The organism is Sphingomonas elodea ATCC 31461 (genome assembly GCF_000226955.1).
Lineage (GTDB): Bacteria > Pseudomonadota > Alphaproteobacteria > Sphingomonadales > Sphingomonadaceae > Sphingomonas > Sphingomonas elodea.
The window spans coordinates 27,754-52,895 of the sequence record NZ_AGFU01000014.1 but is presented as its reverse complement, the minus strand read 5'-3'; the positions used below and the strand labels follow the sequence as shown (position 1 = coordinate 52,895).

Genomic DNA, 25,142 nt, shown 5'->3' with positions numbered 1-25,142 from the left:
ATGCCGCACGTCACGCGCCGCCACCTGCTCGGCCAGGGCACCGCCGCCGCACTGGCGGGGCTCGCCCCGCCAAGCTGGGCGGCCGCGCCCAGGGCCGGTGCGCCGGGGGGGCTGCTGTGCAACCTGCTCGACGGGCCGGTGGTGCTAGACGGCGCCGCACGGCTCGCCTGGACCGTGCCCGCGGGCATGCAGCGCGGCTATCGGCTCCAGCTACTGCGCGTCGCCGGGGGCGCGCGGATGCTGTGGGACGGCGGCTGGGTGGCGGGCGATCGCAGCACCGGCATCGAACTTCCCGCAGCAGCGCGGGCGTTGTTGGGACCAGATGAGACCTGCCTCTGGCGCGTGCAGATCGAGGACCAGCGCGGCCGCCGCTCGGCCTGGTCGGCGCCGCAATTGTTGCTCGCAGCCCCGCCGCGCTGGCAGGCCCAACCGATCTGGGCGCCCCGCGCCGATGCGCCGGATACGCCCGCCGACTGGGCGCTGCTTCGCCAAGGCTTCGTGCTGGAGCAGCGTCCGGTGCTCGCCTGGCTCCGGATCACCGCGCTATCGCCCGAGCCGATCCGGCAATATGTGTTCCGGGCCTGGATGAACGGGGGACTGGTCGGAGTCGGCCCGTCGCGGTCGTCGCAGCCGGGACGCCACGCCCATTATGTCGGCCTGGACGTAACGGACGCATTGCGCGCCGGGCCGAACGCCATCGCCGCGCTCTGCTTCACCACCGAGGCGCACGCCTTCCAGGCCGAGCTGGTGCTGCTCCACGCCGATGGCAGCCGCCGGGTGATCGCGACCGGGCCGGACTGGAAGGCGCGCGACGGCGGCGCCTGGCGCCCGTCCGTCGGCACCACCGGCGGCGGCTATTATGTCGCCCCGCTCGAAGCGATCGATGCGCGCCAGGAGCCGGTCGGCTGGTGCGATGCCGGCTATGACGATAGCGGATGGGCGCCTGCCCTTCTCCGCCAGCCGCTGCCGCCGCTGGTGGCCGAACGGGTCGGTTCGCTGGTCGTCACCCCCGAGAAACCGGCGAGCGTCACACGCGACGGCGGTCTCTGGCGGATCGACTTCGGCCGCGAGCTGGTCGGCGGCCTGTCGCTCGCCACCCGGGCGAAGGGCGGCGAACAGCTCCGCATCAGCCTTGGCGAGGAGCGCAACCCGGACGGCAGCGTCCGCGACCAGCTCCGCTGCGGCCAGACCTATCGCGAACGCTGGACGCTGCGCGCGGGGGCCCAGACGCTCGACCATTGGGGCTACCGCGCCTTTCGCTGGGTCGAGATCGAGAGCCCGCCGCATCTCGACCTGCAGGTGACCGCGCTCCGGCTGGGGCAGCCGTGGAACGCGGAGGACGCGCACTTCGCCAGTTCGGATGCGGACCTGAACCGGGTGCATGATTTCTGCACCTATTCGATCCGCGCCACGCGGCTCGACCTCTACCAGGATACGCCCACCCGCGAACGCGGCCCCTATGAGGGCGATGCGGTGGTCAACCAGCTTTCGGAAATGGCGGTGCAGCGTTCCTATGCGCTCGCGCGCCAGTCGATCGACTGGCTGATCGACCGCCCGACCTGGCCCACCGAATACCGGCTGATGCCGCCGATCCTCGCCTGGCGCGACTATCTCGCGACCGGCGACGACCGGCTGCTGCGCGCCCGCTTCGATGCGATGGTGGCGGCGCAGTTGCTCGACCGGATCAACGCCGAGGGGCTGGTCGAGAAGGATCCCGGCCAGTCGAGCAAGCCGTGGGGCGACCTCGTCGACTGGCCGGTCGCCAATCGCGACGGATTCGTGTTCCGCCCGGTCAACACCGTGGTCAACGCCTGGCAGGTCGCGGCGCTCGATGCGCTGGCCGCGATCGGCGGCGCGATCGGCCGGGCGGCGGACGCCCGCGACCTGGCGGGGCGGGCGTCGCGGATGCGCACGGCGATCAACGAACGGCTACGTACGCCGGCTGGACTCTACCGCGACGGCCTCGACACCGAGCATTGTTCGCAGCATGCCACCGCCTTCGCCATCGCGCTGGGCGTGGCGTCCGAGGATACCGCCCGCGCCGGCGCCGCGCTGCTCGCCCGGCAGGACATGCGGATGAGCGTCTATGGCGCACAGTTCCTGCTCGAGGCGCTGTATCGCGGCGGCGAGCCGGATGCGGCACTGGCGCTGATGACCGCGCGCAGCGCGCAGAGCTGGCTCACCATGCTCGACGGCTGGGATGCGACGATCGTGATGGAAGCCTGGAACCCCATGCTCAAGCCCAACACCACCTTCAGCCACGCCTGGGGGACGGCGCCCGTCAACCTCATCGCCAGCCGCATCGCCGGGGTGACGATCACCGAACCCGGCGCCCGTCGGCTGCACATCGCCCCGCAGCCAGGCACGCTCCGCCGGTTCGAGGCGCGCATCCCGACCATCCGCGGGCCGGTAGAGGTCGCCTGGCGGGCCGACGCTCCGCCGAGCCTGACGCTGCAGCTTCCGCCCAATAGCCGCGCCGATCTAGGCGTCGCGGTGCCGGTCGCGGGGCTCGTGTCCGCCCGGCGAACGGGGCCCGACGGCACGCAGCGACTGGCGATCGAAGGGGACCGCCTTTCCTGCCGCGATCTTCGGCCGGGACGGCACCGCATCGATTTTGCGCATGGCAGCAAGCCCGCGTAACGATGGACAAAACAGAACCAACGAGAGGAAAGCGATGTCGGCACATGGCGGCCAGGGATCCTGGCGCAATTCGATCCTGGCGGGGCTGGCAAATTACATCGATGCGGGCTCGATCGTCTCGGGATCGGTGGCGCTGGCGCTGTGGAAGGCGCAGTTCGGGCTTTCGGACGAGTTCATCGGCCTGATCGGCGCGTTCAGCGCCAATGCGATTTCGGCCGGGGTCGGCGCGCTGCTCGGCGGCGTGCTGTGCGACCGGTTCGGGCGCAAGAAGATCTACCAATATGACATGCTGTTCTACGCCTTCGGCATGCTCTGGCTGGTGTTCGCCAGCGCGCCGTGGATGATCGTGCTCGGCTTCGTGCTGGTCGGCCTGGCGGTGGGCGCCGACATTCCCGCCTCCTGGTCGCTGATCGCCGAGCAGGCGCCGGACAGCAAGCGCGGGGCGCATTCGGGCGTGGCGCAATTGCTCTGGTATCTGGGGCCGGTCGCGGTGCTGGTCGCGGCGTACCTGCTGCGTCCCTTCGGCATCACCGGCATCCGCTGGCTGTTCGCGCATCTCGCGATCCTCGCCGTCGCGCTCACCTTCCTGCGCTCGCGCATGCAGGAGTCGGCGCGCTGGGAAGAAGTGCAGGCCGCGCGGCGGGCCGGTGCCGCGGGTATCGACTGGCGCGCGCTGTTCGCGCCGCGCTATCTCGGCGCGATCGCTTTCCTTGCCGGCATGTACGGGCTGTGGAACCTGTGGGCGGGCTATAACGGCTTCTTCACGCCCTATCTGATCGCGCAAAACCATCTGCCCGAATGGACCGCGACGATGCTGCCGGCGAGCTATTTCCTGATCGGCATGGTCTCGATCCTCACCATCTTCATGACGCTGTCGGACCGGGTGAACCAGCGGCTGCTGTTCGGCATCTCCGCCGGGCTGCACGTGCTCGGCATGGCGCTGCTCGCGATCTTCGGTTTCCGGCTGGAGATCGTGATCCTCCACATCGTGATCATGGGCGTCGCCGGCGGCTTCGGCGCGCAAAGCTTCTTCCAGCTCTGGTCGGCGGAACTCTTCCCCACCGCGATCCGATCGACCGCGCAAGGGCTGACCTTCGCGATCGTGCGCATCGGCCTCGGGATCTGGAGCCTGGCGGTGCCGAGCCTTGCGGCGCACGACTTCACCACGCTTGCCTGGTTCCTCACCGGCTTCCTCGTCGCCTCGGGCGTGATCGGGCTGATCTGGGCCCCCCGCAACGAAGGCCAGTCGCTCGAGGCGATCGAACGCGCCCGGGCCTGAACCCGCCGGCAGCGCGAATGCGGCGACAGCGGCTTGATCCCCCCTGTGCTTGCCCCTAGACGCTGCCGGGAAAACCACCTGTCTCAGGAAAGCGAGCATATGGCGAAGATCAAGGTTGCAACGCCCGTCGTGGAGATCGACGGCGACGAAATGACGCGGATCATCTGGGAATGGATCCGCGAGCGCCTGATCCTTCCGTACCTCGACATCGATCTGAAGTACTACGATCTCTCGGTGCAGAAGCGCGACGAGACCAACGACCAGATCACCATCGATTCGGCCAATGCGATCAAGCAGTACGGCGTCGGCGTGAAGTGCGCGACGATCACCCCGGACGAGCAGCGCGTCGAGGAATTCAGCCTCAAGAAGATGTGGAAGTCGCCCAACGGCACGATCCGCAACATCCTGGGCGGCGTGATCTTCCGCGAGCCGATCGTGATTTCGAACGTGCCGCGCCTGATCCCGGGCTGGACCAAGCCGATCGTCGTCGGCCGTCACGCTTTCGGCGACCAGTACAAGGCGACCGACTTCAAGGTGCCCGGCAAGGGCAAGCTGACCATGAAGTGGGAAGGCGAGAATGGCGAGACGATCGAGCACGAGGTGTTCGATTTCCCGCAGGCCGGCGTCGCGATGGGCATGTACAATCTCGACGAATCGATCCGCGATTTCGCGCGCGCCTCGATGAACTATGCGCTCGGCCGCGGCTGGCCGCTGTACCTGTCGACCAAGAACACGATCCTCAAGGCCTATGACGGCCGCTTCAAGGACATCTTCGCCGAGGTGTTCGAGACCGAGTTCAAGGACCAGTTCCAGAGCGCCGGCATCGTCTACGAGCATCGCCTGATCGACGACATGGTCGCATCGGCGCTCAAGTGGCACGGCGAGTTCGTCTGGGCCTGCAAGAACTATGACGGCGACGTCCAGTCGGACCAGGTCGCGCAGGGCTTCGGCTCGCTGGGCCTGATGACCTCGGTGCTGATGACCCCGGACGGCAAGACGATCGAGGCGGAAGCGGCGCACGGCACCGTCACCCGCCACTATCGCCAGCACCAGCAGGGCAAGGCGACCTCGACCAACCCGATCGCGTCGATCTTCGCCTGGACCGGCGGCCTCAAGTATCGCGGCAAGTTCGACGGCACCCCCGAGGTGACCCGCTTCGCCGAGACGCTGGAGAAGGTCTGCATCGAAACCGTCGAAAGCGGCAAGATGACCAAGGACCTCGCGCTGCTGATCGGCCCGGACCAGGCCTGGATGACCACCGAGCAGTTCTTCGAGGCGATCCGCGTCAACCTTGAGACCGCGATGGGCAGCTGGCAGTAAGCCACCTTCCCTCCGGAAACCTACGGAAAAGCCCGCCACTGGCGGGCTTTTCTACTTGCAATGGCGGCTGTCGCATGGTCGCTAGGGGCATGACCGAGCGAGCTAAACCCGCCACCGGCCATCGGCCTTTCTGTTCCTCCCTGCCCCGCCCCGCACCCATCATCGCCACGGGTGCCCCATGCTGAACCTTTCCAACCACGGCTTCAGCGACACGCTGGTGATCCTCGGCGCGGCGGGGCTCGTCATCCCCGCCTTTGCGCGCTTCCGCATCAGCCCGGTGATCGGGTTCATCCTGGTCGGCGCGCTGGTAGGTCCGTTCGGGCTCGGCAGCCTGGTCGGCCAGGCGCCGTGGCTCTATTACCTCACGATTTCCGACGTCCACGCGATCGAGCCGTTCGCCGAGTTCGGCATCATCCTGCTGCTGTTCTCGATCGGGCTCGAACTTTCGTTCAAGCGGCTTTGGGCGATGCGATCCCTGGTGTTCGGCACCGGCGCGGCGGAGCTGTTCGGCTCGGGACTGATACTCGCGGCGCTGCTCTACCTCACCGGGCTGAGCACCGGCGGAGCGATCGGGCTGGGCCTGGCGCTTGCCCTTTCGTCCACGGCGCTGGTGATCCCGATCGCCGGCACCACCAGCCCGGTGGGCCGCGCCGCCTTCGCGATGCTGCTGTTCGAGGATCTGGCACTGGTGCCGATCATCTTCGGACTCGGCGCGATGGCCCCCACGCCGGACGGCGCGGGCTGGACCCGGCTGCTGATGACCCTGGGGATCGGCATCGCCACGGTATTCGCGCTGTTCCTCGGCGGCCGCATCGTGCTGCCGCGCATGTTCGCCCAAGCCGCGCGGACCAAGAGCCCGGAGCTGTTTCTCGCCGCCAGCCTGCTGGTGGTGATCGTCGCCAGCCTTGCGACCACCGCGGCGGGCCTGTCGCCGATCGTCGGCGCCCTGATCGCCGGCCTGCTGATCGCCGAGACAGAATATCACGGCGAGGTCGAGGCGATCACCGCGCCCTTCAAGGGCCTCGCCCTCGGCGTATTCCTGCTCACCGTCGGCATGCGCCTCGATCTCGGCTTCGTCTGGTCCAACTGGGCGGCGCTGCTGGGCGCGAGCCTGCTGGTGATGGCGGTGAAGGTTGCCGTCACCACAGCCCTTCTCCGCTTCTCGGGCGCGCGGATGGGCACGGCGGCGGAAACCGGCGTGCTGATGGCAAGCCCGTCCGAAACGACGCTGATCGTGCTCGGAGTCGCCGGCGCCGCGGGCCTCATCGCCCCTGCGACCACAGCCTTCTGGACCGCGGTGACCGCGATCGGCCTCACCGCGACGCCGCTGCTCGCCAAGGCCGGGCGCGGTGCCGCGCGGCGTATCGAGGGCAAGAACGGCGCCGAAATCGCCGAGGAGGATCTTGCCCAGATCGACGGCGGCACCGTCGTCATCGGCTTCGGCCGGGTCGGTCGCACGGTGGCGGAGATGCTGCGCCGGCACGACAAGCCCTATGTCGCGGTGGATGCGGACATCGACAATGTCGTTCGTGGGCGCCGAGCGGGCTTTCACGTGCTTTTCGGCGACGTCACGCGGAACGAACTCGTAGACCAGCTCCAGCTCGGACGGGCACAGGCGCTGGTGCTGACGATGGACGATCCGGTGCTCACCGTCCGCCTCACCAAGCGGGTGCGCGGCTGGGTGCCGAGCCTGCCGATCATCGCCCGCGCCCGGGATGCGACCCATGCGGCCGAGCTCTACAAAGCGGGCGCGACCGAAGCGGTGCCGGAAGCGATGGAAAGTTCGCTGCAGCTTTCGGAGTCGCTGCTCGTCGATCTCGGCCTCGCCGTGGGCCCGGTGATTGCATCCATCCACGAAAAGCGCGACGAGATGCGGCGCACGATCAAGGATGCCGCCGGCCTGCAACGCGAGCCGCGCCTGACCCGATCGCGCCTGAACGCCACCGCTAAACCCGACAAGGCCTGAACCCCGATGCTGCTTTCTCTCGCCCTTGCATTGCTTGCCCCGGTACAGGGCGATGCGGTCTCCGATCCGCTGGCGCCCGCCCGCGCCGGTCGCATCCGCTGCATCGACCCCGATCGGGCGAGCCGGACCTGCGGCACGATCGTCCATTACACCCTGCGCGGCGACGGTGCATTCGATGCGCTGGTCACCGGCATCGTCAATCGCGATCCGATGATCGTGATCGAATATTCCACCTTCGGGCAGGTGCGGGACGGCGCCGTGTGCAGCCGCATCCGCCCGGCCGACTTCAATGCGGGCAAGCTGACGAGCAACGGCACCGCGCTGAGCCCGGCGCTGGAGGCGAACACCCGGCTCAAGCTGCTGCAGACGTTGCAGCCGCTGGCCGGGCACGAGCGCTGCTATCGCGATACCACGAGCGGCGACGAACTGTCGGTCAACGTGACGGTCGACGGCATTCTGCGGCCGGACATGGCGCAGGGCGCCATCTGGGTGCTGCCCGAGGACGGTTACGCCCCCGGGCGCTGACCCGAACAATCAGGCGGCGACCTGGGCTTCCGCCAGCGCCGCCTTCACCGCCGCGAGCGCGTCCGCGCCCCTGGCCCCGTCCGGACCGCCGCCCTGCGCCATGTCCGGACGGCCGCCGCCGCCCTGGCCGCCGAGCACGGCTACGGCGACCTTCACCAGGTCCACGGCGCTGATGCCGACCCCATCGGTCACGCCGACCGCGACCGACGCACGGCCCTCATTCACCGCCACCAGCGCGACCACGCCGCTGCCGATCCGCGCCTTGGCCTCGTCCACGGCGCCACGCAGCGCCTTGGCCTCCAGCCCGTCGAGCACCTGGCCGACGAAGTTGATGCCGTTCACCTGCTCCGGGCCCGCCGGGGCAGCCCCTGCGCCGCCGCCTAGCGCCAGCGCCTTCTTGGCCTCGGCCAGCTCGCGCTCGAGCTTGCGGCGTTCCTCGACCAGCGCCGCGACACGCGCGGGCACGTCGTCCGGCGCGGTCTTGAGGGCCGCCGCAGCCTCGCGCAGCCGCTCGTCGCGGGCGTTGAGCCAGAGCCGAGCGCCCTCACCGGTCAGCGCCTCGATGCGACGGACGCCCGAGGAGACCGCGCTTTCCGAGACGATCTTGAAGATCGCGATATCGCCGGTGGCGTTGACATGGGTGCCGCCGCACAGCTCGACCGAATAGGACGCATCCTCGCCCAGTCCCATCGAGAGCACGCGGACCTCGTCGCCGTATTTCTCGCCGAACAGCGCCATGGCGCCGGCGGCGATCGCGTCGTCCGGGGTCATCAGCCGGGTCTCGACCGTGCCGTTGTGGCGGATCTGCGCGTTCACATCGGCCTCGACCTGGGCGATCTGCTCGGGGGTCAGCGCCGAGGGGTGCGAGAAGTCGAAGCGCAGCCGCTCGGGCGCCACCAGGCTGCCCTTCTGGCTGACATGGGTACCTAGCCGCTTGCGCAGTGCCGCGTGCAGCAGATGGGTCGCCGAGTGGTTGGCGCGGACCTGGTCGCGGTGCGTGACATCCACCGAGAGGTGGACGGCGTCGCCCACGGCAACTTCGCCGCTCTCGATCTTGGCGTGATGCGCGTGCAGGCGGCCAAGCGGCTTCGAGGTATCGTCGACAGCCGCGCGCAGCTTGTCGTTGCCGATCACGCCGACATCGCCCATCTGGCCGCCGCTCTCGCCGTAGAAGGGCGTCTGGTTGGTGAGGATGGTCACGGTGTCGCCGACGACCGCCTTGTCGACCCGCGCGCCGTCCTTCACCAGCGCCACCACCTGGCCTTCGCCTTCGGTGCTGACATAGCCGGTGAATTCGGTGCCGCCGAGCTCGTCGGCAAGGTCGTACCACAGATCTTCCGACGCCTTCTCGCCCGAGCCCTTCCAGGCGGCGCGGGCGGCGCGCTTCTGCTCGGCCATGGCTTCGTCGAAACCGGCGCGATCGACGCCGATCTCGTTGGCACGCAGCGCGTCCTCGGTCAGGTCATAGGGGAAGCCATAAGTGTCGTAGAGCTTGAATGCGGTCGCGCCCGGCAGCGTGTCGCCGGCCTTGAGCCCCTGGGTCGCCTCATCGAGCAGACGCAGACCGTTGGCGAGCGTCTGGCGGAAGCGGGTTTCCTCCTGGAGCAGCGTCGCCTCGATCAGCGGCTGCGCGCGGACGAGCTCGGGATAGGCGGCGCCCATCTCGGCGACCAGCGACGGCACCAGCCGGTGCATCAGCGGGTCCTTGGCGCCGAGCAGGTGCGCGTGGCGCATCGCGCGGCGCATGATGCGGCGGAGCACATAGCCGCGGCCCTCATTGGCCGGCAGCACGCCGTCCGCGACGAGGAAGCCCGACGAGCGGAGGTGATCGGCGATCACGCGGTGGCTGGCGGCCTGCTCACCGATCGCGCTCGTGGCGGTCAGCGCAGCGGACTGGTCGATCAGCGCCTTGAACGTGTCGATGTCGTAATTGTTGTGGACGCCCTGGAGCACGGCGGCGATGCGCTCCAGCCCCATGCCGGTGTCGATGCTGGGCCGCGGCAGGTCGCCGATGATCTCGTCATTTTCCTGCACGAACTGCATGAAGACGAGGTTCCAGATCTCGACGAAGCGGTCGCCATCCTCCTCGGGCGAGCCCGGGGGGCCGCCATAGATGTGCTCGCCATGATCGTAGAAGATTTCCGAGCAGGGGCCGCAGGGGCCGTCCGAGCCCATCGCCCAGAAATTGTCCTTGGTCGGGATGCGGATGATCTTGTGATCGGGCAGGCCCGCGATCTTCTTCCACAGGTCGAACGCCTGGTCGTCGGTGTGGTACACCGTGACGGTCAGCTTCTCGGCCGGAATGCCCCATTCCCTGGTAAGGAGCGTCCAGGCATGGGTGATCGCCTGCTCCTTGAAATAGTCGCCGAACGAGAAATTGCCGAGCATCTCGAAGAAGGTGTGGTGCCGGGCGGTGTAGCCGACATTGTCGAGATCGTTATGCTTGCCGCCCGCGCGCACGCACTTCTGGCTGCTCGTCGCGGTGCTGTAGGGGCGCGATTCCAGGCCGGTGAACACGTTCTTGAACGGCACCATGCCGGCGTTCACGAACATCAGCGTGGGATCGTTGTGCGGCACCAGCGGCGCGCTGGGGACGCGGGCATGGCCCTGGCCCTCGAAATAGTCGAGAAACGAGCGGCGGATATCATTGGTCGACGTCATAATCCGCCGACTTAAGGGCGCACGGGCGTTCGCTCAAGCGAAACACGTCGTTCAGCGCTATCGTTTCGTTTCCGCATCGATTATCGGCGGATCCCATGCAGGGAAACGGCACGGCAACGACGATTTCGGGGCGGTTCGCGCCCTTCCACCGCTGGGATCGCAGCTTCTTTCTGACCGCGACGCTGGCGATCTGGGCGGTGCTTGTCGCCGGATTCGGCTATGACCTGGTGACGCGCGCGCGGCTGGGCATGCTCGACTTCCCGTGGATCGTGCATGTCCACGCGCTGGTCTACACCGGCTGGATCGTGCTGCTGGCGACGCAGGTCGGGCTGGTACGCACGCGGCGGCTGGCGCTGCATCGTCGGCTCGGACGTCTGGGCGCGCTGCTCCTCCCGGCGATGATCGTGCTGGGGCCTGCCACCGCGATCGTCGTGCGCACGGTCGCCCCGCATCCGATGTGGCAGGAACTCGCCTTCATGGGCACGCAGTTCGCCAACATGCTCGGCGCGGGCGTCGTGCTGGCCGCCGGGCTGCTCGCCGTGAAGCACCCGTCGGCGCACAAGCGGCTGATGATCATGGGGACGATCGGCCTGACCGAGCCCGGCTTCGGTCGCCTGCTCTTTCCGACGCTCTACGCCTGGTTCGGCGAGGGCTATGTGCCTTATTATCTCGAAACCTATGTGGGCACGCTGCTGCTGGTGCTCGCCGCGGGCGGCTATGATCTCGTCACGCGCCGCCGCGTCCACCCGGCCTGGGCACTTTCCGCCTTGTGGATCGTCGCCAGCCAGTGCCTCGGCACCTGGCTGTTCTATCAGCCCTGGTGGCTGCGCTGGATGACGGCGCTGACGGGGCACTAAGCCCCGCCGACGCTCACCCGATCGGCTGGTCGATCGAGACCGGCGGAGCCGAGAACCATTTCGGCCCGGCCTCGGTCATGTGGAAGCAATCCTCCAGCCGCACGCCGAAGCTGCCCGGGATGTAGATGCCTGGCTCGTTCGAGAAGCACATGCCCGGCGCCAGCAGAGTCTTCTCACCGCGCACGAGGTTGACCGGCTCGTGCCCGTCGAGCCCGATGCCATGGCCGGTGCGATGCGACAGGCCGGGCAGCTTGTAGTCCGGCCCATAGCCGAGCGATGCATAATAGCCGCGCACCGCATCGTCGACGCTGCCCGCCGGCGCGCCGAGCCTGGCGGCGGCGAACGCGACCTGCTGCCCCTTCGCCACCGCATCCCACACCTTGCGCTGCTCGGTGCTCGCGGTGCCGTGAACGAAGGTGCGCGAGACGTCGGACTGGTAGCCCATCACGTTGCAGCCGCAGTCCATCAGCACGATCGCGCCGTCGCTGACCGGCGAGGGTGTCCTGGTGCCGTGCGGATAGGCCGCGCCCTCACCCACCAGCACCATGCTGAACTCGGGATCGCCGCCCAGCCTGCGGGTCGCCGCATCCATCAGCGCGGACACATCGCGCTGCCGCATGCCCGTCTCGACGCGCGCATAAACAAAGCGATAGGCGGTAATGGTGATATCGGTTGCGAGCTGCATCAGCGCCAGCTCCGCGGGGCTCTTGATCATCCGACAGCCACGCACCACCGGGTTTGCGGAAGTGACTCGCAGCCCGTTCTTCTGCAGTCCATCCACCGCGAAATAGCGCACCGTCTCCTCGATGCCGACCGGCAGCCCGGCCAGCTTGCGGTCCTTCAGAAAGCCGGCGACGATCTTCAGCGGATCCTCGTCCTCCTGCCACACGCGGACCTCGGCGGGGATTGCCAGCGTCTCGCGGGTGCGCGGCTCCTCGAAAAACGGCGTGACGATGCAGGGCTCGCCTTCCATCGGCAGGATGGCGGCGGTGAGCCGCTCGCTGCGGCCCCAACGGATGCCGGTGAAGTAGACGAGGCTCGCTCCCGGCTCGATCAGCACCGCGCCGATACCTGCCGCCTTCATCAGCGCCTGCGCCCGGGCGAGCCGCACTTCCCGTTCCTTCGGGCCGATCGGGCGGGCGCCGACAGTCATGTCCTGCAGCTGGGCAAGGTCGGGCTCGGCGGCGCGGACGACGCCCGGTGCCCCCAGCAGCGGCAGCATGGCCATGGTTCCCAGCAGGTTCCGTCGCGTCGTAGCCCAAGCCGTCATGCCGCCCCTCGTGTTTTCGCAGCGGGTCGGGTAGGACGAAGCAGGGGCAGACGGCAAGCACTTCGGATGCGCCGCACAGGGGATCGACGTCATATGCGAGGTTTCGCACCAGCCATCGTGCTCGCACCGGCCTTGCTGCTGCTCGGCGCCGCGCCGCCGTCCCCCGATGCAGGCGGGTCGGCCGTGCGCGCGCCCGGGTGGTGCGGCGATGCGGTGGACGCTGGCGCCCGCCCCGCGATCCTTGCCGGCTATGGCCCCGGCGGCTTCGCGGTCCGCACGGCCAATACCGACGCCCAGGCTTTCTTCTCCAACGGCATGCAGCTGGCGCACGCCTTTGCCCACAAGGCGGCGATCGCGGCGTTCCAGGAGGCCCGTCGCCTCGATCCCGACTGCGCGATGTGCGGCTGGGGCGAAGCCTATGCCGCCGGCCCGACGATCAACTATGGCATTGACGACAAGGAGCGCACCCGCCTCGCCGAGGTGACCGCCACTGCCGAGCGTCTCGCCGCAACGGGTCCCGAGAAGGAAAAGCGGCTCATCGCGGCAATGAAGCTGCGCTACGCGGGGAGCGCCGGCCAGGGGAACAAGGCCTTCGCCGCCGCGATGGACGCGCTTGCCCGCGCCTATCCGGATGACGACGCGATCGCCGTGGTGGCCGCCGACGCGCTGATGATCGCCTCCGACTTCAAGGCCGAGCAATTGGCCCGCCCGGTCGAACTGCTGGAAGCGGTTCTCCGCCGCAATCCCGCATATGCACCCGCGATCCATTTCTACATCCACGCGACCGAGGGCGCCGGCTTCCCCAAGCGGGCCGAACCCTATGCCGATCGGCTGGGCAGCATCGCCCCCTCGGCCAGCCACCTCGTCCACATGCCCTCCCACACCTTCTACTGGCTCGGCCGCTACGAGGATGCGGCAGTGGCCAATCTGAAGGCGGTGGAACTCGGCTTCGCCAATGCGCGGCGGCTGAAGCTGGCGGAGCCGGACGGCGTGTGGACCCTCGCCTATCACGGCCACAATGTGCAGTTCGGCATCGGCGGCGCGCTGATGGCGGGCGATGCGGTGCGCGGGCTGGCGCTTGCGCGGCCACTGGTGGCGATGGGCAGCCGCGCCAAGGATCTCGATCCGTTCCGGCAGGCGGTTCTGGGTCAGGGCTATATCGCCATCGCCCGGTTCGCACCGCTCGCCGAGACGCTTGCCATCCCCGCCCCGCCGCGGGACGCGACCGTGGCACAGGCCTTCTGGCATTATGCCCGTGGCGAGGCCCTGGCGCGTGCGGGCGACCGGCCCGGCCTCGAGGCGGAGACGCGGGCGCTGCCGGGTCGCATCGACGGCAATCCGCTGGAAGGAAGCGCGACCGCTGCGATCCGCCTCGCCCGGCTGGTACTGGAAGGCCGCGCCGCGATGCTCGACGACCGGCCGGACCGCGCCGCCAAGGCGTTCGGCAAGGCGGCGGCCATCGAGGAGACCAAACCACTCTCCGAATGGACCGATCCGCCGCTCTGGTGGTATCCGGTGCGCCGCGACCTCGCGGCCGCGCTGCTCGCCCAAGGCAAGACCGGCGAGGCCCTTGCCGCCATCGAGGCGTCGCTGCGGCACCGACCGCTCGACCCGGTCGCCCTCGCCACCCGCAGCCAGATCCAGGCGAAGCTGGGCGATGCCGCTGCGGCGCGCCGTGATCGTGCGATTGCGGCGATGCGCTGGCACGGGACGGCCGCCACCCTCGGTTAATGCGGCGGGCTTGACCCGGGCCCAACAATCCCCTTCCCTCCCCGGACGATTCTTCGGGGAGCAAGTGTGGGTAAACGACTAACCTGGTTCATCCTGGCGGCGCTGCTGCTGGGCGGACTGATCGGCTGGGGCCTCAACCTCGGCTATGGGGGCACCGATGCGGGCAAGGCGACGCTGGAGCGCATCGCCTATGGCCTCGACATCCCTACCCAGATGTTCCTCCATCTCATCAAGATGATCATCGCGCCGCTGGTGGTCTCCACCCTCGTCGTCGGCATCGCGCATATGGGCGGCGGCGGCGCGATCGGGCGTGTGGGGCTGAAGGCGTTCTTCTGGTTCGTTTGCGCCAGCCTCGTCTCGCTTACCCTGGGCCTGCTGCTGGTCAACCTGCTTCAGCCGGGCACCGGGCTGCACCTGGCCCTGCCGCCGGCCAATGCATCGAGCGGCGTCGATCGCACCGCCTTCGATGCCGCCAAGTTCTTCACGCATATCGTGCCGACCAGTGCGATCGACGCGATGGCGAGCAACGACATCCTCCAGCTGGTGATCTTCTCGCTGTTCTTCGGCGTCGGCATGGCGGCGGTGGGCGACAAGGCCAAGCCGCTGCTGCGCGGGCTCGAAGCGCTCGTTTCGGTGATGCTGACGGTCACCGGTTATGTGATGCTGTTCGCCCCCGTCGCGGTGTTCTGTGCCGTCGCACGCACGCTGGCGACCAAGGGGCTGGGCGTGGTCGGCGACCTCGCCTTCTTCATGGGCAGCTTTTACCTCGGCCTCGCCGCGCTATGGGCGGTGCTGCTCGGCGCCTCCTTCCTGGCGATCGGGCCGCGCACCGGCCTCTTGTTCCGTTATCTGCGCGATCCGATCCTGCTCGGCTTCTCTACCGCCTCGTCCGAGGCCGCCTATCCGCGCACGCTGGATGCGCTCGACCGGTTCGGCGTGCCGCCGCGCATCGCCAGCTTCGTGCTGCCGCTCGGCTATTCGTTCAACCTCGACGGCTCGATGATGTACATGACCTTCGCGTCGATCTTCATCGCGCAGGCCTATGGCATCCATCTCGACTGGGCGACGATGATCCAGATGCTGCTGATCCTGATGGTCACCAGCAAGGGCATCGCCGGCGTGCCGCGCGCCAGCCTGGTGGTGATCACCGGCACGCTGGCGCACTTCAACATCCCGGAGGCCGGCGTGCTGCTGATTCTTGCGGTCGATCATTTCCTCGACATGGGCCGCACCGCGACCAACGTCGTCGGCAATGCGGTGGCAGCGGCCGTGGTGGCGCGTTGGGAAGGCAAGCTGGACGAACCGGACGAGGCCGAGCCGGATGTGCGGCCGCTCCCTGCCGGGGGGCCGCACGATCCGGACAAGTTCGAGGATTATGCCGGGAGCTGATCGCTCCCGCGCGGTTCAGGCATAGGCATAGGGCCCGCCCGCCTTCAGCGCACGCTGATAGGCCGGGCGGGCATGGATCTTCTCCAGGAACGCCGCGATGTGCGGACGACCGTCGAGAATACCGGCACGCTTCACGGCTGCTTCCATCGGGAAGCTCATCATCACGTCCGCCGCGGTGAAGCTGTCACCGGCGAACCAGGGGCGCTGCGCCAGTTCGCTCTCGACATAGTCGAAATGCACCTCGGCCATCGGGCGGAATTTCTTGAGGCCCATCTTGCCGAACAGCGGCACGCGGGCCAGCACCAGCATGACCAGCAGCGGCGGCATCAGCGATCCCTCCGCATAATGGAGAAAGTGGCGATAGCGCAGCGCATCCTCGCGGTTCGCGGGCGCGCCGAGCTTCCCCCCCGCCCTGTCGACCAGATATTGGAGGATCGCACCGGTTTCTGCGACCACGGTGCCGCCATCCTCGATCACCGGCGACTTGCCGAGCGGGTGGACTTGGCGGAGCTCGGGCGGCGCGAGCATGGTCGTCTTGTTCCGCTCGTAGCGTTTCACTTCATAGGCAAGATCGAGCTCCTCAAGCAACCAAAGCACGCGCTGCGAGCGGGAGTTTTCGAGATGATGGACGATAATGGTCAAAGCGGCCCCTCCGGTGTCGCGCGGCGTTCGCCGTCGCTTCTGCACAAGGCTGCAGCTTGCGCGACGGGGGGCCGCAGCGCAAGCCGAGCCTGACCGTCAGGCGAGTGTACGCACCTTCGTCTCGCGGTCCCAGTAGCGCTGCTTCGCCGCCTCGACGAAGCCGCGAAGGTCGGTCACGCCCTCGTCCGGCTCAACGCCAGCCTTGTCGAGCAGCGGCTGGGCGGCGGCGTTGGCCCCGATTGCCTTGAGGTGGCCGAACGCGTCCATCACCCATTGCACGGCAGCGCCTTCCTTGACGAGCTTGGCCGCAGCCTCCTCCGACAGGATCACCGCGCAGGCATCCACGGTGACCGAGGGCTGGCCGAACAGCTGGGCATCCGCGGCGATCGTCGACCCGTCCGAGAGCGGCACCTTGCCCACTTTCGGCGCGATCGTCATCGCGTGGCCGCCGGCGGCCTTGACCGCGTCCTTCAGCGTCGAGAGCTCGCCCGCATCGCTGCCATCGGCGATAAGGATGCCGACGGTCTTGCCCTCCAGCGTGCGGAGCTCGCGCGGACCACGGATGATCCGCAGCGCCGGCGACGGCTCCATGTCGAGCACCGGCGCGGCGGTGGGGGCCGCTTCGGGCAGGTCCATTGCCAGGCCATCGGCGACGCGCTGGGCCAGCGTCTCGTCGACGTTGCGCAGATTGGCCATCACCGCCACGCGAATATGCTCGAGGCTGACCTTCGAGAGCTCGAACACCAGCGCCGAGGCGATATGCGCCTGCTCGGCCGGATCCATCGAGCGGAAAAACAGCCGCGCCTGACTATAATGGTCGGCGAAGCTCTCCGCGCGGATACGGAGTTTCTGGCCCTGCTCCTCCGCTGGATAGGTCTTGTAGCCCTTCTCGGGATCCTCGCGCGCGCCGCCTTCCTCGCCGGCCTTGGCGAGGCTGTTGGGCTCGTAATTGGCGCGCCCCTTGGGCACCGCCATCTGCATATGGCCGTCGCGCTGCTGGTTGAGGAACGGGCAGCCTGCCGCCTCGGCACGCCCCTTGGCGGCGTTGATCGGCAGCTGGTGGAAATTGACCGATCCCAGCCGCGACAGCTGCGTGTCGGTATAACTGAACAGCCGCCCCTGGAGCAACGGATCGTTGCTGAAACCGATGCCGGGGACGACATGGGCGGGCACGAACGCCGCCTGTTCGGTTTCGGCGAAGAAATTGTCGGGATAGCGATCGAGCACCATCCGCCCGACGATCCGCACCGGCAGCACTTCCTCGGGGATCAGCTTGGTCGCATCGAGCACGTCATAGGGCTGCGCGTTGGCGAAGTCCTCGTCGAACAGCTGCACGCCGAGTTCCCAGGTCGGATAATCGCCGCGGTCGATCCGCTCGAACAGGTCGCGGCGCTGGAAATCGGGGTCGGCCCCGGCGATCTTGACCGTCTCGTCCCAGATCGTCGAGGCGAGGCCCGCCTTGGGCTTCCAGTGGAACTTGACGAAGCTGCTCTTCCCCTCGGCGTTGATCAGCCGGAAGGTGTGGACGCCGAAGCCCTCCATCGTCGCGAAGCTGCGCGGCAGCGTGCGGTCGGACATCGCCCACAGGATCATATGGGTCGATTCGGGCATCAGGCTGATGAAGTCCCAGAAAGTGTCGTGCGCGGTCGCCGCCTGGGGATAGCCGCGATCGGCCTCCATCTTGGCGGCGTGGATCAGGTCGGGGAACTTGATCGCGTCCTGGATGAAGAAGACGGGAATGTTGTTGCCGACGAGATCCCAATTGCCTTCGCGGGTGTAGAACTTCACCGCGAAGCCGCGCACGTCGCGCGGCGTGTCGACGGAGCCCGCGCCGCCCGCGACGGTCGAGAAGCGGACGAACACCTCGGTGCGCTGGCCCTTCTTCTGGAACAGATCCGCGATGGTGACGTCGGCGAGGCTGTCGGTAACCTCGAAATAGCCGTGCGCGGCCGAGCCGCGGGCGTGGACGATCCGCTCGGGAATGCGCTCGTGATCGAAATGGTTCATCTTCTCGCGGAAGACTTCGTCCTCAATCAGCACCGGACCGCGCGGCCCTGCCTTCAACTGATTCTGGTTGTCGCTGATCGGCGTGCCGTGGTTGGTGGTGAGCACCGGATGGTCGGCATCGGTCACCTGATGCGTCTCGCCGCCGGCGGGGGCGTTGCGGTTGTTCTGATCGGTCATGGGAATCCTCGCGAGAGTGCGAAGGTCCAACGACCCGTAGATCAGGCAGTTGCGCTAGCTTGGTGAACTAAATAGATTTTCTCAGTTCAGTTGGCCGCAGTCGCAGCAGCGATCAACGCCGTCAACGCCGGACGATCCTCGTCTCCCACCGCACCGAGGCAGACAAAGCGCCCGCGCCGGCCTTCGCCCTGCAGCAATCCGGCCGGATCGGGCAAGCCCACACCTGCGGCAAAATGGAGCAGCAGATGGGGCGGATCGGCGATCAGCCGAAGCACCGCTGCCGTACTATCCGGCGCCGCGTAGAGGAACATCCGGCCGGCTCCGTGCGCCGCCTGCCGTTCCGTCGCCTGGGGCCACGCCGATCGCAGAAACAGCCGGGCCGCAGAGAGATGGGCAGCGAGGTCCGCCGAGAACATGGCATCGCATGTCCCGGCCGGCCCCGCCGCCACGGAGATTGACCGATCAGATATCGTCGTCGGGCTCCGGCCCGGCCATCAGCCCTTCGGCGACCTGCTCGGTGCGGCCGCGGATCGCGGCTTCCAGCCGGGCACACACCTCAGGATTCTCGCGCAGGAAGTTCTTCGAATTCTCGCGCCCCTGGCCGATGCGGATGCTGTCATAGCTGAACCAGGCACCCGACTTCTCGACCAGCCCCGCCTTCACGCCGAGATCGAGAATCTCGCCGATCTTTGAGATGCCCTCGCCGTACATGATGTCGAATTCGACCTGCTTGAACGGCGGCGCGACCTTGTTCTTCACCACCTTCACGCGGGTGGCGTTGCCGATGATCTCGTCGCGGTCCTTGATCTGGCCGGTGCGGCGGATGTCGAGGCGGACCGAGGCGTAGAATTTGAGCGCGTTGCCGCCCGTCGTCGTTTCCGGGTTGCCGTACATCACGCCGATCTTCATGCGCAGCTGGTTGATGAAGATCACCATGCAGCGCGAGCGGCTGATCGAGCCGGTCAGCTTGCGCAGGCTCTGCGACATCAGCCGCGCCTGGAGGCCGACATGGCTGTCGCCCATCTCGCCCTCGATTTCGGCGCGCGGCACCAGGGCCGCGACCGAGTCGACCACCAGCACGTCGATCGCGTTCGAGCGGACCAGCGTATCGGTGATCTCCAGCGCCTGCTCGCCGGTATCGGGCTGCGAGACGATCAACTCGTCGATATTGACGCCCAGCTTCTTGGCATAGACCGGGTCGAGCGCGTGCTCGGCGTCGACGAACGCGGCCACACCGCCATTCTTCTGCGCCTCGGCGATCACGTGCAGCGCCAGCGTCGTCTTGCCCGAGCTTTCCGGACCATAGACCTCGATCACGCGGCCGCGCGGCAGCCCGCCGACGCCGAGCGCGATGTCGAGCCCGAGCGAGCCGGTGGAGATCGCCTCGACCTGCATCGTCTCCTTCGAGCCCAGCCGCATGGCCGAGCCCTTGCCGAAGGCGCGGTCGATCTGCGCGAGGGCGGCGTCGAGCGCCTTCTGCTTGTCCGTGGGATTGGCCATATTGCCGTCGATCACCTTGAGAGATGCTGCCATTGGGAAGCCTCGTCGCTAGAGGGTTTACGTGCCGCGTTCAACTGTTGGACCTGATGTATTCCATTTGTTCTACGAGAACAAGAGGGGAACCTACAGGAACATTTGCAGCGGCCGCCCCCGCTGGCTAGCGGGAGAGCCATGAGCATGATCGTCGGCCACGTTTCCGCCCTTGCCCGCTTTCCGGTAAAGTCCATGGCGGGCGAGGCCTTGTCGGTTGCCGAGATGGACTGGCAGGGCATCGAGGGCGACCGCCAATATGCCTTTGTGCGCGCGGGCAACGGCACGCGCTTTCCGTGGCTTACCGCGCGCGAGGTGCCGGGCATGGTGCTGCACCGGGCGCGCTTCGCCGACCCCGCAGCGCCCAAGACCAGCGCCATTCAGGTCGAGACACCAGACGGCGGCATCCGTTCGCTCCACGATGCGGGGCTGCACGCGCACCTCGCCGAAGCCGCGCGCGAGCCGGTCTCGCTGATCCAGGTGGCGCGCGGCGTCTACGACTCGATGCCGGTGTCGCTTCAGACCAGCGCGGGCCACCGCGCGCTGGAGACCGCGCATGGCGGCCGGATCGACCCCCGCCGCTTCCGCATCAACGTCACGATCGAAAGCGAACTGCTCCCCGAACAATGGCAGGGCCAGCGCCTGGCGTTCGGGGCCCCGCGCGACGACGGCGCGATCGTGCAGTGCGCCGATCCGATCCAGCGCTGCGTGCTGATCACGATCGATCCGGATACCGGCGCCAAGGACCCGACAATCCTGCGCACCGTCGCCCAGCGCTTTGCTGCCTGTTACGGCCTCTATTCGGCACCCGCGCGACCGGGGCTGATCCGGCTGGGCGATCCGGTGCGGGTGCTGGGATAGAGTCTCAAGCCGTCATCCCGGCGGAAGACGGGATCCAGACGCCACCCGGGCGCAGGAGGCGCTTCTGCGGAGACCCTAATGGATTCCGGCTTTTGCCGGAATGACGCATAGTCGGGAGGGGCCGTCGCCCCTCCCCTTCGATCACTTCCCCGCCTTGCCGGTCCACTGGTTCATCCAGCCGAGCACCTCGCCATACCATTGCAGCGAGTTCTTGGGCTTGAGGACCCAGTGGTTCTCGTCCGGGAAGACGAGCAGCTTGGACGGTATCTCGCGGCGCTGGAGCGCGGTGAAGGCCGCCAGCCCCTGGGTGTAGGGGATGCGGAAATCCTTCTCGCTGGTAATCACCAGCTGCGGCGTTTTCCACGCGCTGACGTAATTGACGGGATTCCAGCGCTCGAACGCGGCGGGATCCTCGAAATAGGCCTTGCCGCCATGTTCCCATTCGTCGAACCAGAGTTCTTCGGTCTCATAGGCCATGGCGCGGGCGTCGAACACGCCGTCATGCTGGACGATGCACTTGAAGCGATCCGGCCACTGGCCCTCGATCCAGTTCATCATATAGCCGCCATAGGACGCGCCGAGCGCGCAGGCCTTGTCGCCGTCGAGGAAGGTGAAGCGATCGGTCGCGGCCTTGAGGCCCTTCTTCAGGTCCTCCAGCGGCCAGCCGCCCCAATTGTTGCGGATCGCATCGGTGAAGGCCTGACCATAGCCGGTGGAGCCGTGGAAATCGACCGCGACCACCGCATAGCCGCCGCCGGCGAACACCGCCGGGTTCCACCGGTACGACCAGCTATTGCCCATACTGCCCTGCGGCCCGCCATGGACGATGAATGCGATCGGCGCCTTGGCATCCGCCGCCAGCCCGGCCGGCTTGGCGACATAGCCCCAGACGGTGTCGCCATTGGCACCGTTGAAGCTGAAGCGCGTCACCTCGGGCATCGCGATGCCGGCGAGCTTCTCTGCGTTCACGGAAGTGAGGCGCGTGCTCTTCTTGCCCTTCAGCCAGTAGAAATCGTCCGGCGCGGTGAGGCTGTTCATCGCATAGACGAGGCCACCCTTGGTCGGCACCACCGCGGAGACGCTGCCCTGCTGGGTCAGCCGCTCGACCTTGCCGTCGAGCGACACCGCGAAGATCGGCTCCTCCTGCACATCCTGCGCAGTGACGTAGATCGTTTTCGAATCCGGCCCCCAGGCGATCGAGGCGACCGAACGGTCCCATTTCTCCGTCAGCGCACGCACATCGCCGGTGGCGAGGTTGCGCAGCATCAGCACCTGGCGATCCGCCTCATAGCCCGGCCGCGCCATCGCGAACCAGGCTAGCCACTTCACGTCGGGCGACGGCGTCGGCAGATTGTCCATGCCGCCATTGCCCTTGGTGAGGTTCACCGGCGCCGACGAACCGTCTGCAGGGGCGGCGAAAATATCGAGATCGGTCGACAGCGCCTCGATCCGCCCGGCCTCGCGCAGGGCGAAATAGATGGTCTTGCCGTCGGCGCTCCAGGCGACTTCCTCGCCGCCGCCCGAAGGCTTCGAAGGCGTGTCGCCGATCAGGCCGCCCTCGATCGCGACGCCGTCGCCGGTCGCGCCCTGCGGCCCGAACGGCAGGACGAACAGCTGCGAGCGGGTGCCGTCCGCCCATGTATCCCAGTGGCGCACGAAGAGCTGGCTGTAGACGCGGCCCGAGCCGGCGTTCGCATCCTTCTTCTCCATCGCCGGGGTGACGCTGGGGGCGCCGGGCTTGCGATCGGCCCAGACGAGCAGCTTCGACCCGTCCGGCGAGACCTTGAACCCGCTGAACCCACCCTGGATGTGGGTCAGCTGGACGGGCGTGCCGCCGGTGATCGACACGGACCACACCGCATCCTCGCCGCCTTTGTCCGACTGGAACCACACGGTCTTGCCGTCGGCCGAGAATTGCGGGGCGGTTTCGTTGACCAGCGGCTCGGCGACCAGCTTCTCGGGCCTGGCGCCCTTGGCGGCCAGGTCGAGCCGCCACAGGTCGTAGCGACCCTTGTTGGCGGCCAGATCGGTCTCGCGTTGCTGCCAGACGAGCCAGCGCCCGTCGGGGGATACGGCAGGCGCGCCTACCCGGGAGAGGCCGACAACGTCCTGGATGGTGAGGTCTCGCGCCGAGGCCGGCGCTGCGAGGGCGGCGAGCGCAACGCCCGCGACGAGGAACTGCTTCATGGCCGCCACGATAGCCACAAGGTAACGCCCGATACAATCGGACGTTTGCGACTCAGCGACTGCCGGTGATCCGCGCGATTTCGCGTGCGACGATCTGCTCGACGAGCTGCGGCAGGTTCTGGTCGAGCCAGTCCCGCAACATCGGCTTCAGCATCTCGCGGACCAAACCCTCCAGGGTGTCCGAGCCCGCCACCTGCGGCTTCACGATCAGCCGCGACAGCGCCTCGAGCTTCTCGCGGCTCGCCTCGGCGACGCGATCGGACAGGATCGGATCGGCCGGCGCGGCGAGGGGTGTCGGCGCTACGGCGATCGCCTCGCTCAGTTCGAGCACATCCTCGTGCGGTTCCTCGGCCTCTGCGGGCTCTGGCTCCGGCACTGCGCGGAGCGGACGCCCACGGGCGACCGCGCCGGGCTCGTCATCGGCGATGATCCGTTTGATCGATGCGAGGATCTCCTCCATCGACGGCTCGCTGCTGGCAGTCCCCATCGCGTCCATCCTGACGTTCGAGCGGTACGAAAGCCCTCAATCAGGGATTCGGACGGGTGCTGTCAACCGAACGCTGGAGCGTGGGATCCAGCGGTGCTCCCACCACCTGCGCGCTTTGCGGCGGGGTCGAGCGGGTGCTGCTCGCCACCGGCTGGGGCGTCTTGTCGTCGCGCCAGTCGTTGATGCGGTTGCGCACCCGCTTGTAATTGACGCTCGGGTCATAGAGCAGCCGGCTGTCGAAGTTCAGGTCCTTCGCCTGTGCGCGCCCCATCGCCGCCAGCAGGGTGAAGCCGGCCACATAGGCGTCGCGCTCCGCGGTGACATACTGGACCTGCGAATTGAGCAGCTCCTGCTCGGCGTTCAGGATGTCGAGGATGGTGCGGGTGCCGACGCTGTTCTCGGCCCGCACGCCTTCGAGGCTTAGCTGGTTGGCCTGCACCGCCGTGCGCGACGACTCGATCACCCGGAGCGACGCCTGATAGGCGGCATAGGCCGAGCGCGCCTGGGCGATCACGCCGCGCTCGGTAAGCGTCACCTGCTCGATCGCGGCACCTTCCCGGGCCTGGGCCTGGCGCACCTGCGCCGCGGGGCGCCCGGCCTGGAACAGCGGCAGGGTCACCTGCACGCCCAGCGTGGCGTTGGTGGTCGCGTTCGGCACGCCCGACGAGATGCCGCCGACGCTGCCGATGGAGCCTAGATAATTGGTATAGTTGCCCCCGGCGCCGAGGCTCACCTGCGGCAGGCGCCCGGCCTGCGCGACCCGGGTGTCGTAGCGGGTGGCGTCGCGCGATAGCTGGGCCGCTTCAAGAAAGGGATTGTTGGCCAGCGCGACCTGCTCGGCGGTCTGCACGTCCTCCGGCAAGTTCGGCAGCGGCGGCGGCGGGGCGAGCACGCCCGGCGGCGTGCCGACGACGCGGATATAGGTTTCACGGCTGCCGATCAGCTGTGCCTCGGCATTGCGAAGCTGCGCCTGTGCGAGCGCGAGGCGCGCCTCGGACTGGGCGACGTCGGTCCGGGTGAGGTCGCCGACCTGGAAGCGATCGCGAGTCGCCTGCAGGTTCACCTCGAGGACGTGGACGTTTTCCTGGTTGAGCCGGACGATCGATTCGTCGCGGATCACGTTCAGATAGGCGGTAACCGTCTGGGTAAAGATGTCCGCCTCGGTACCGCGCAGATTGGCGCGACCGGCATTCACCCGAACCTCGGCGGCGCGCACCGAATTGCGGATCCGGCCGCCATTGTAGATCGGCTGCGACAGGTTGAGCCCAAGCTGCGCCTGCCGCGTCGGCGTCAGCGGGTTCGACGCGGTATTGTACAGGCTGTCATTGGCACTGCCGGTCGCGTTGAAACCGGGGAGCCCCTGCGATCGTGCGATCGGAACATTCTCGTCGTTCGCGCGCTGATTGGCCCGCTGACCCTGCAGGTCCGGGTTGGTCGCATAGGCCTGCGCCAGCGCATCCTGCAGCGTCGTCGTCGGCGCCGCCGTCTTGGCGCCGGGGGACGGCACGTCCTGCCGGCCGCTGGGCGCGTCCTGCGCCAGCGCCGGGGCCCCGAGGGAAACGAGGCTCACACCAATGAGCAAAATGTTCAGTCGCATGAGCCCCGCTTTTAAG

Annotated in this window: 18 protein-coding genes; 9 read left to right on the top strand and 9 right to left on the bottom strand. The window is 67.9% G+C overall.

Features of this window, described 5'->3' with window-relative positions:
• The 5 genes from KK7_RS20105 to KK7_RS0104985 all read left to right on the top strand — a co-directional run bounded on the left by KK7_RS20105 (position 1) and on the right by KK7_RS0104985 (position 7,730).
• Positions 1 to 2,640 (top strand): family 78 glycoside hydrolase catalytic domain, encoded by a 2,640-nt coding sequence (locus tag KK7_RS20105; RefSeq protein ID WP_010543544.1) that lies wholly within the window; start codon positions 1 to 3, stop codon positions 2,638 to 2,640.
• A gap of 34 nt (positions 2,641 to 2,674) precedes the next feature.
• Positions 2,675 to 3,919 (top strand): MFS transporter, encoded by a 1,245-nt coding sequence (locus tag KK7_RS0105000; RefSeq protein WP_010543543.1) that lies wholly within the window; start codon positions 2,675 to 2,677, stop codon positions 3,917 to 3,919.
• A gap of 99 nt (positions 3,920 to 4,018) precedes the next feature.
• Entirely contained in the window at positions 4,019 to 5,239 is a 1,221-nt protein-coding gene (locus tag KK7_RS0104995; RefSeq protein WP_010543542.1) for an NADP-dependent isocitrate dehydrogenase, read from the top strand.
• A gap of 178 nt (positions 5,240 to 5,417) precedes the next feature.
• Positions 5,418 to 7,205 (top strand): cation:proton antiporter domain-containing protein, encoded by a 1,788-nt coding sequence (locus tag KK7_RS0104990; RefSeq protein WP_010543541.1) that lies wholly within the window; start codon positions 5,418 to 5,420, stop codon positions 7,203 to 7,205.
• Between the two features lie 6 nt (positions 7,206 to 7,211).
• Positions 7,212 to 7,730, top strand: coding sequence for a hypothetical protein (locus KK7_RS0104985; RefSeq protein ID WP_010543540.1), 519 nt, complete (start codon positions 7,212 to 7,214; stop codon positions 7,728 to 7,730).
• Positions 7,731 to 7,739: 9 nt separating this feature from the next.
• Here KK7_RS0104985 and alaS read toward each other — a convergent pair whose 3' ends face one another.
• On the bottom strand, positions 7,740 to 10,391 hold the full coding sequence (alaS, locus tag KK7_RS0104980) for an alanine--tRNA ligase (RefSeq protein ID WP_010543539.1): 2,652 nt from the start codon (positions 10,389 to 10,391) through the stop codon (positions 7,740 to 7,742).
• Positions 10,392 to 10,486: 95 nt separating this feature from the next.
• Here alaS and KK7_RS0104975 point away from each other — a divergent pair, with 95 nt between their 5' ends.
• Positions 10,487 to 11,248: a hypothetical protein gene (locus KK7_RS0104975; protein ID WP_010543538.1), complete on the top strand. Its 762-nt coding sequence runs from the start codon at positions 10,487 to 10,489 to the stop codon at positions 11,246 to 11,248.
• A gap of 13 nt (positions 11,249 to 11,261) precedes the next feature.
• On the opposite strand, the gene KK7_RS0104970 is transcribed toward KK7_RS0104975, so the two are convergent.
• On the bottom strand, positions 11,262 to 12,476 hold the full coding sequence (locus tag KK7_RS0104970) for a M24 family metallopeptidase (protein ID WP_100207513.1): 1,215 nt from the start codon (positions 12,474 to 12,476) through the stop codon (positions 11,262 to 11,264).
• Positions 12,477 to 12,635: 159 nt separating this feature from the next.
• Here KK7_RS0104970 and KK7_RS0104965 point away from each other — a divergent pair, with 159 nt between their 5' ends.
• Both KK7_RS0104965 and KK7_RS0104960 read left to right on the top strand, forming a co-directional pair.
• The gene (locus KK7_RS0104965; protein WP_237709137.1) at positions 12,636 to 14,249 is read left to right on the top strand and encodes a hypothetical protein; all 1,614 of its coding nucleotides are present in this window, start codon (positions 12,636 to 12,638) and stop codon (positions 14,247 to 14,249) included.
• A 66-nt stretch (positions 14,250 to 14,315) separates the two neighbouring features.
• Positions 14,316 to 15,638, top strand: a complete 1,323-nt coding sequence (locus KK7_RS0104960; protein WP_010543535.1) for a dicarboxylate/amino acid:cation symporter — start codon at positions 14,316 to 14,318, stop codon at positions 15,636 to 15,638.
• Positions 15,639 to 15,653: 15 nt separating this feature from the next.
• Here the strand turns inward: KK7_RS0104960 and KK7_RS0104955 are convergent, their stop codons facing one another.
• The 4 genes from KK7_RS0104955 to recA all read right to left on the bottom strand — a co-directional run bounded on the left by KK7_RS0104955 (position 15,654) and on the right by recA (position 19,997).
• Complete coding sequence (locus tag KK7_RS0104955; RefSeq protein ID WP_010543534.1) at positions 15,654 to 16,280, bottom strand: glutathione S-transferase family protein; 627 nt, start codon at positions 16,278 to 16,280, stop codon at positions 15,654 to 15,656.
• A gap of 96 nt (positions 16,281 to 16,376) precedes the next feature.
• Positions 16,377 to 18,464 (bottom strand): catalase, encoded by a 2,088-nt coding sequence (locus KK7_RS0104950; protein WP_010543533.1) that lies wholly within the window; start codon positions 18,462 to 18,464, stop codon positions 16,377 to 16,379.
• Between the two features lie 86 nt (positions 18,465 to 18,550).
• Positions 18,551 to 18,880 (bottom strand): hypothetical protein, encoded by a 330-nt coding sequence (locus KK7_RS0104945; protein ID WP_010543532.1) that lies wholly within the window; start codon positions 18,878 to 18,880, stop codon positions 18,551 to 18,553.
• A gap of 46 nt (positions 18,881 to 18,926) precedes the next feature.
• The gene (recA, locus tag KK7_RS0104940; RefSeq protein ID WP_010543531.1) at positions 18,927 to 19,997 is read right to left on the bottom strand and encodes a recombinase RecA; all 1,071 of its coding nucleotides are present in this window, start codon (positions 19,995 to 19,997) and stop codon (positions 18,927 to 18,929) included.
• A 138-nt stretch (positions 19,998 to 20,135) separates the two neighbouring features.
• Here recA and KK7_RS0104935 point away from each other — a divergent pair, with 138 nt between their 5' ends.
• A complete protein-coding gene (locus KK7_RS0104935; protein ID WP_010543530.1) occupies positions 20,136 to 20,855 on the top strand; it encodes an MOSC domain-containing protein in 720 nt (239 codons plus the stop codon).
• Between the two features lie 141 nt (positions 20,856 to 20,996).
• On the opposite strand, the gene KK7_RS0104930 is transcribed toward KK7_RS0104935, so the two are convergent.
• The 3 genes from KK7_RS0104930 to KK7_RS0104920 are packed head-to-tail and all read right to left on the bottom strand — an operon-like array spanning position 20,997 to position 25,126.
• Positions 20,997 to 23,042, bottom strand: coding sequence for an alpha/beta hydrolase family protein (locus KK7_RS0104930; RefSeq protein ID WP_010543529.1), 2,046 nt, complete (start codon positions 23,040 to 23,042; stop codon positions 20,997 to 20,999).
• Positions 23,043 to 23,094: 52 nt separating this feature from the next.
• Entirely contained in the window at positions 23,095 to 23,529 is a 435-nt protein-coding gene (locus KK7_RS0104925; RefSeq protein ID WP_010543528.1) for a DUF2497 domain-containing protein, read from the bottom strand.
• Between the two features lie 40 nt (positions 23,530 to 23,569).
• Positions 23,570 to 25,126, bottom strand: coding sequence for a TolC family outer membrane protein (locus KK7_RS0104920; RefSeq protein ID WP_010543527.1), 1,557 nt, complete (start codon positions 25,124 to 25,126; stop codon positions 23,570 to 23,572).
• Positions 25,127 to 25,142 lie beyond the last annotated feature (16 nt).